The 6,873-nt window shown below is 72.8% G+C and carries 6 protein-coding genes; all 6 read right to left on the bottom strand.

The genetic code is table 11. The annotated features are described in order from the left end of the window. Positions 1 to 193 precede the first annotated feature (193 nt). Positions 194 to 2,449, bottom strand: coding sequence for a M28 family peptidase (locus ACFWV2_RS00005; protein WP_384399217.1), 2,256 nt, complete (start codon positions 2,447 to 2,449; stop codon positions 194 to 196). A 239-nt stretch (positions 2,450 to 2,688) separates the two neighbouring features. Further along, a complete protein-coding gene (locus ACFWV2_RS00010) occupies positions 2,689 to 3,546 on the bottom strand; it encodes an alpha/beta fold hydrolase (protein ID WP_384399220.1) in 858 nt (285 codons plus the stop codon). A 2-nt stretch (positions 3,547 to 3,548) separates the two neighbouring features. Further along, complete coding sequence (locus tag ACFWV2_RS00015) at positions 3,549 to 4,295, bottom strand: thioesterase II family protein (RefSeq protein WP_384399223.1); 747 nt, start codon at positions 4,293 to 4,295, stop codon at positions 3,549 to 3,551. Positions 4,296 to 4,304: 9 nt separating this feature from the next. Next, complete coding sequence (locus tag ACFWV2_RS00020) at positions 4,305 to 4,496, bottom strand: MbtH family protein (protein WP_384399226.1); 192 nt, start codon at positions 4,494 to 4,496, stop codon at positions 4,305 to 4,307. Further along, positions 4,493 to 5,773 (bottom strand): MFS transporter, encoded by a 1,281-nt coding sequence (locus tag ACFWV2_RS00025; RefSeq protein ID WP_384399229.1) that lies wholly within the window; start codon positions 5,771 to 5,773, stop codon positions 4,493 to 4,495. Before ACFWV2_RS00025 ends, ACFWV2_RS00020 begins: the two co-directional genes overlap by 4 nt. A gap of 2 nt (positions 5,774 to 5,775) precedes the next feature. After that, on the bottom strand, positions 5,776 to 6,825 hold the full coding sequence (locus ACFWV2_RS00030; RefSeq protein ID WP_384399232.1) for a cupin-like domain-containing protein: 1,050 nt from the start codon (positions 6,823 to 6,825) through the stop codon (positions 5,776 to 5,778). Between the last annotated feature and the right edge of the window lie 48 nt (positions 6,826 to 6,873).

Below are 6,873 nucleotides of genomic sequence, written 5' to 3' on the forward strand. Positions count from 1 at the left end.
GGACCCTGCGCCTCCACACCACCGTCTGAGCGGCCCACCACGGCCCCTCCACCCCAGCCCCAGCGGGCCCCCCCCCCGGCGCCCCCCCCCCCCCGAGGTCCGGGCCGCCGGAGCCGACAGACACCGAGGGCGCCGATGGCGGTGGGCGTACCACCTCCGTCGGCGCCTCAGCGGTCACGGCCTCACGGCCCGTTCAGCGGCGGTCGTCCGCCCAGGTGCGCTGGACGACCGTCTGCGCGTGACCCACCGTCCAGGGCGGCAGGGCCGCGAGGGCCCGCTTCGCGTCCTCTCCGGTCTTCAGGAACACCTGGTCGACCTGGATCTCGACGGGACCCGAGCGTTCCACCGTCACCGTGTGGCCGTCGAAGCGGCCGACGACGTCCACGACCGCCTCGCCGCCGTCGAAGGACCGGCCGCCGACGGAGAGCCCGGGGCCCGTCACCGTGATCCTGATCAGCTCCGCGCGGTTCGCGCCGAGGGTGATCCGGACGGGCGCGGTCGTACCGGCCGTGGAGAAGGAGACGGTCCCCTCCGGTACCGGCACCTTCCGCGCGGTCAGCGCGCCGTCGCGGGCCCGCAGCCCGGTGTCGCGGGCGACCTGGTCGACGACGCCCAGCTTCTGGGGCGTGAGGTAGTCACGGCCCTCCAGCACGATCCGCGCGTCCTCGCCCTCGCCCTGCTCCTGGAACAGCTCCACCAGCTTGGGGTGGGCGCTGTCGTACGGCGAGACGAGACCGACGACGAGGAGTCCGCAGACGGTGAACGCCGCCGGGACGAGCCAGGACCGGCGCGGCGGCCGTCCCGCGTAGACGGCGAACGGCGCCAGGATCAGCGCCAGCGGTACGGCGACCAGGACGGATGCCAAGGCGAGGGCCGCGTCCAGGGGAAGGGCGGTCGGCAGCCGGCCCATCATCGGGACGGCGAGCTCGAACAGGTTCCAGGTGAACTGGGCGATCAGCACGAACGACACGAACGCGCTCACCAGCAGCGGCACCCCCCGCCAGCGGCCCGGCAGCACCAGGAAGCCGCCGATCGACACGACGAGCAGGGCGGAGGCGATCCACAGCAGATAGCCGGGTCCGATGCCGAGCCAGGCGGCGACCACCCCGAGCAGGCCGACCGCCCAGGCGTTGCCGAGCAGGGCGGTACGGGCCGCGGGGCGCCGGGGGGCGTCCGGGGCGCGGCGACGGCGCCGGCGCTCCAGAAGCAGCTGGGGAGCGAGCGCGCCGAGGACGACGAGGGGCAGCGTCACCAGGTGGACCAGCCACGGGTGCGCGAACCAGGAGTGCGGTCCGACGAGGGACTGGGCGGCGCCGAGGACCAGGCCGGCGAGCACGGCCGCCGGGAGGGCGAGGAGCGCGGCGCCCGCGGTGGCGGCCACCCGGCCGGGCCGGAGATCCCAGACCCGGCAGGCCCGCCAGGTCAGCGCGGCCAGGACGAGCAGGAGCGCGAGCGTGCCGATCCTCGTCCGCAGCGGGTCGAGCGTCACCCACCCGCGTGACAGCACGTCGAAGTAGTAGGGGGCGGGCTTCCGGTCGCTCAGGTCGGCGGACCCGGCCACGTCGGAGGCGAACCGGACGGTCATGTCGGTGACCGCCTGCGCCGATCCGGAGCCGATCCCCACGACCCGGTCGTTCGGCGTGTGGTAGCGGTAGCCGTCCTCGAAGAGGGCGTAGTCGAGACCGGACCAGCCCTGGGCGCGCCAGACCCGGGCGTCGGTGTCGGAGTTGATGAGGCCCGCCTGGAACAGCCACTGGCCGAGGACGGAGCCGTAGGGCCGTTCGGTGTTGCCGGCCAGCTCGACCAGCCGGCCGTCGTCCTCGCCCGCCTGGAACAGGATGGGCAGACCGCCGGAGCCGACGGCCTCCAGGTTCAGGAACCAGCGGACGTCCGCCGCCCACGGGTGCCGGGTGAAGGCGTCCGCGCCGGTGAGGCCGACCTCTTCGCCGCCGTTGAACAGGTAGATGACCGTACGGTGGTGGTCCTGGCCGGCCAGCTGCCGCGCGGCCTGGATCAGCGCGCCGACGTTGACGCCGTCGTCGGCGGCGCCGGGCCCCTCCATCGCGGAGTCGACGTGGACGTTCACCAGGAGGGCGTCGTCGGAGTCGCCCGGCTGGCGGGCGATCACGTTCTCGACGCGGTAGTCGACGGCCCGGTCGTGGAAGCGGTACGTGCCGGAGGCGCGCTGCCGTTCCACTTCGAGACCCGGGACCGCCTTCAGCTCACCGGCGACGATGTCCAGTGCCTCGGTGACCTTCGCGCTCCCCGCGACGTGCGGGCCGAGGTCCTCCAGACGCTGGGTGGTGGCGAGCGCGGCCTGGCCGGCCTCCCCGTCGGGCGCCGGGCGGGTCGCCCAGTGCGCGAGGCCGAAGGCGACGACCAGGAACACGCCCAGGACCGCCCAGGTACCGAAGAACCGCGCCGTACCGGGCCGTCCCGCGACACCCACGAGGCGCGATGTTTCACGTGAAACGTCGTCGGCGCCGGGCCTCACGTCACCGGCCCCGCCGTGCAAGTTCGGCGCCGGGCCGGCCCCGCCGCGCAAGCTCGACGCCGCCGCGGCCGCGTCCCGTACCGACGACGCCTCGTCCGCCCCGCCCCGCCCCGACGACGCCTCGTCGGTCTCCGGGCGTACCGCGTCGCGCGGGCGGGACTTCAGCGGGCCCGCTGTGCGGCCCTCTCCCCCGGTCATGAACCCGCGCCCCCGATCTCCCGCAACCACGCGCGCAGTTCACGTTCGACCGTCTCGGGGTGCTCCAGGGTGAGGGCGTGCGCCGCGTCCGGGACGCGTACGAGCGAGGCCTGCGCGGTGGCGCTCTCGATCTCCTCCGCCGCGGCCCGCATGCCGGCGGTGTCCGCGTCCCCGACGAGGACCCGGACCGGGCAGCCCAGCTCCGCGAGTCGGCCGGCGGCGGGCTTCGGCTTCACGAAGTCCGGGGTGTCCTTCTGCTGCGTGTAGTTGAGCCGCAGCATGTCGGCGACCGTCTCCCGTACGGAGGCACGCGCGGGCTCCGGCTCCCGGCCGGGTCCGTCGACGAACAGCCGTACCTCCTGCGTGATCAGCTCCTCGACCGTCCGCGCGGTGTCGGCCGCGTCGGCGGTGTCCCAGGCCTCCTCGGCCGCCTCGACCGCGTCGAGCAGAGGCCGCTCGTCGTCCGCGACCGGGCCGTCGAAGCCCGAGACGTCGGGCGCGAGCAGGAAGAGCCCGTCGACCCGCCCCGGGTGGGCCAGCGCGAAGTCGATCGCGAGCCGCGCCCCCCGTGACTCGCCCACCAGGACGGCGGACTCCAGCCCGTACGCGTCGAGCACGCTCGCGAGATCGTCGATGTCCGAGAACTCGCCGTCGAGCGTCGTCGTGGACCGGCCGAAACAGCGGCAGTCGTAGGCGACGCCGAACACCTCGTCGTCGAGGGCCCGCAGCAGCGGGGACCACATCTCGCCGTGGGCGATGCCCGAGTGGACCATGACGGCGGCGGGGGCGGCCGGTGCGCCGCTGCTCTCGGTGTGGAGCGAGCCGCCGGGGACCGTGATCGTGCGCGTTTCCATGTTCATCCTTCCAGTGACTGCAGGGAGCAGCCGATCGACCGCATGTGGCAGCCGATCACGAATGCGGCGACTTCCTCGGCATGACTCAGCAGATACATGTGTCCACCCGGCCACATCCGTGTCGGGCAGCCGCTGTCGGACTGCTCCGCCCAGGCCGCGAGTCCTTCTGCGGGCACGCCGGGGTCGTCGGTGCCCCCCAGGGCGCACACCCGCGCCGAGAGCTTCTCGCCGTCCCGGTACCGGTAGCCCATCGCCATCCGGTAGTCGGCGCGCAGGCCCGGCATGACCAGCTCCAGCAGGTCCGGCTGCTCGAAGAACTCCGGCGGTGCCACCCCGTGCGAACGGAGGTTGGCGAGGATCTCGGCGTCCGTGGGCGGGTGCCGGTCGGGCAGCACCTGGGGCGCCGCCATCCCGGAGACGACCAGGCAGTTCACCGGCAGGGCCCGCCGCTGGAGCCGCCGGGCCACCTCGAACGCGACGAGCGAGCCGAAGCTGTGGCCGAACAGGCTGGTCGGCCGCTCGTCGGAGCGGAGTTCGTCGGCCAGGGCGGCGACGAGCAGCTCCATGTCCTCCACGGGCGCTTCGAGCATCCGCTGTTCGCGTGCGGGCAGGTCGGGGGCCCACAGCTCCACGTCGGAGGGGAGCCACGCGGCCCAGCTCTCGTAGACCGTCCCGTTTCCGCCCGCGTAGGGCAGGCAGACGATCCGGCTGGTCCCGTCACCGGCGCTGAGCTTCCTGAGCAGTGTCATGACGGCCGATCAGCCCCGCACGCAGCGCGGACGCATGTCGGTCCACACCGTCTCGATGTGGTCGAGGCACTCGTCCTTGGTGCCGGTCGGCCCGTCGGCCGCCCAGCCGGCGGGCAGCTCGCGGTCGCTCCGCCAGATGGAGTACTGCTCCTCGTCGTTGACGACGACGACGTACTCGGGCTCCAGGGTGGTCACAGTCATCGCACTACCTCTTGGGGTGTCAGGGTCGGGGGGAGGAGGATCTCGGGGGCCGCCGCCGTCGGGAGCCGGCGGCTGTAGACGGCGAAGGCGACGCTGATCGTGATGCAGGAGACGGCGATCACGGCCAGGGTCAGGGAGCCGGAAGTCGCCTCGAGGGCGATGCCGGCCGCCAGGACGGACAGGGGTTTCAGGCTGAACGCGGCGACCTGCGCGGTGGTCGTCACCCGGCCGAGGAGCTCGTCCGGGGTGAGGCGGGCGCGCAGGGTGCTGTAGAGGATCGCGGAGAGCGACTCACCGGCGCCCGCGAGGAGGACGACGCCGAGGGCCAGCGGCAGTGAGGCGGTGCCGCTCAGGACGAGCAGTCCGACGCTGCCGAGGACCGTGCCGGCGCACATGACCGCGACGGACGCCTCCTTGATGCGCGAGGCGAGCACCGCGCCGCCGATCGCCCCGACGGCGTAGACCGCGATGATCGACCCCAGGACGCCGGGTGACCAGCCGAGGTCCTCACGGATGAAGTACGTGGCGCAGATGATGATCGGCGCGGTGAAGAAGGTGATCGCCGCCCAGTAGAGCAGCGCCGCCCGCAGCAGCCGGTGCCCGGCGATGAACCGGAAGCCCTCCAGGACCTGTCGGCGCATCGGGGCCGGCGGGTGCTCCCGCGCCGTCTGGAGCGGGCGGCGGATCAGCATCAGGGAGACCGCCGAGACCGCGAACGTCAACGCGTCGACGCCCAGGGTGCCGGCCCCGCCGATGCCCGTCACCAGGACACCGGCGAGCGCGGGCCCCGCGATGTAGCCGAGCGCGTTGCCGATCGACAGCAGCGAGTTGGCCTCGCCGAGCCGGCCGCGGCCGACGAGCGACGGCACACAGGACAGGCAGGCCGCCTCGAAGACGGCGTACAGCGCGCCGACCGGCACGGCGATCGCGTACAGCACCGGCAGCATCGGCAGGTCGAGCAGCGCGGCCAGGGGCACCGCGCCGACCAGCACGGCCCGGCCGACGTCCGCCCACAGCATCATCCGCCGCCGGTCGAAACGGTCGGCCCAGGCACCCGCGGGGACGCCGAGCAGCATCATGGGCAGCGTCGTCAGCATGGCGATGAGGCCCATGTGCAGTCCGGAGCCGGTGAGGGCGAGGACCAGCAGCGGCAGGGCGGTCTTGCTCAGCGCGTCGCCGAGTGCCGACGCGCCCTGGCCGCCCGCGAACAGGAGGAAGTCGCGGTCCCGCAGCAGGTTCTGGCCGGCGGGAGCGGCCGTGCTCGCTGGTGTGCTCACCGTCAGGCCCAGTCGTCCCAGTCCTTGGCGCCGGTCACGTTGCGCAGACCGCCCTGGGACTTGAAGTACATCTGGGCCAGGTAGCGCTCGGGGATGCAGGTCAGCCAGCCGAGGGCGTTGTCCTCGCCCACGATCTGGTGGCTGTACGAGATGGAGGTGTCCATGGACTCGATGGCGTGCCAGTAGCCGCTGGGCACGTACAGCGTCTCGCCCGGGTTCAGGACGGTCTCCTCGACGACCACGTCCTTGAAGCGCGGGTGGCGCGTCAGGTCGGGACGCCGGTAGTCGACCTGCGCCATGCCGAACTGGCGGCGGAAACGGCGCGGGTACAGCTTCTCGTGCTGGTCGGGGGAGACGAAGTAGCAGCGCTTGCGGCCGACGACCTGGCTCAGGTAGGCCGCGGTCTGCATACCGTCGCTGTGGAACGGAGTGACGGTGCCCTTGCTGCCGACGAACATCACGGCCGCGACGCGGGAGGACACGGTCTCGCGCGGGGCGCCCTTGCCGCCGCCCCGGTTGAGGAAGGTCTTGGCGAGGTACAGGCCGAGGAGCTTGGCGGGGTTGACCGTGCCGGTCCGCCAGTTCGCCTTGAAGCGGATGTCGGCCCAGTTCGGGGCCAGGTCGGGCAGGTCGTAGTCGTCGGCGAGGCCCGGGAAGTGCTCGACCATCCGGTGGACCGGGTAGGCCCGCAGGTAGAAGGCGCGGTTCGGATCGGTGTTCTTCTCGATCTCGTCGAGCAGGGCGGCCAGCTTCATCCCGCGGAAGCCGCCGACGTTGCCCAGGATCAGCTCGTTGTCGAGCCGCTGGAGGTTGGCGTGGATGTCCAGGTCGCCGAAGTGCTCGCGGAAGTAGTCCAGGCTCCAGCGCTCCATGGCGGGCCAGGAGTCCATCAGGCCGGTGATGACGGCGGGCTTGCGCTGGTAGACGTAGTCGCGGGTGAACTCCTCGCGGGAGGGCGCGTGGATCCGGTCGATCGCGTCGAGCTTCACCGTGGCCTCGGGGAAGATCGTGCCGGCGACGCTCTCGTCCTTCTCGGTCGAGTGGAGGGTCATCGTGGGGTCCTGTTCCTGTTCCGGTGTCCTGTGGGGTGGGAATGCGGG

Origin of the sequence: Streptomyces sp. NPDC058671, from assembly GCF_042716475.1 — a bacterium.
GTDB lineage: Bacteria > Actinomycetota > Actinomycetes > Streptomycetales > Streptomycetaceae > Streptomyces.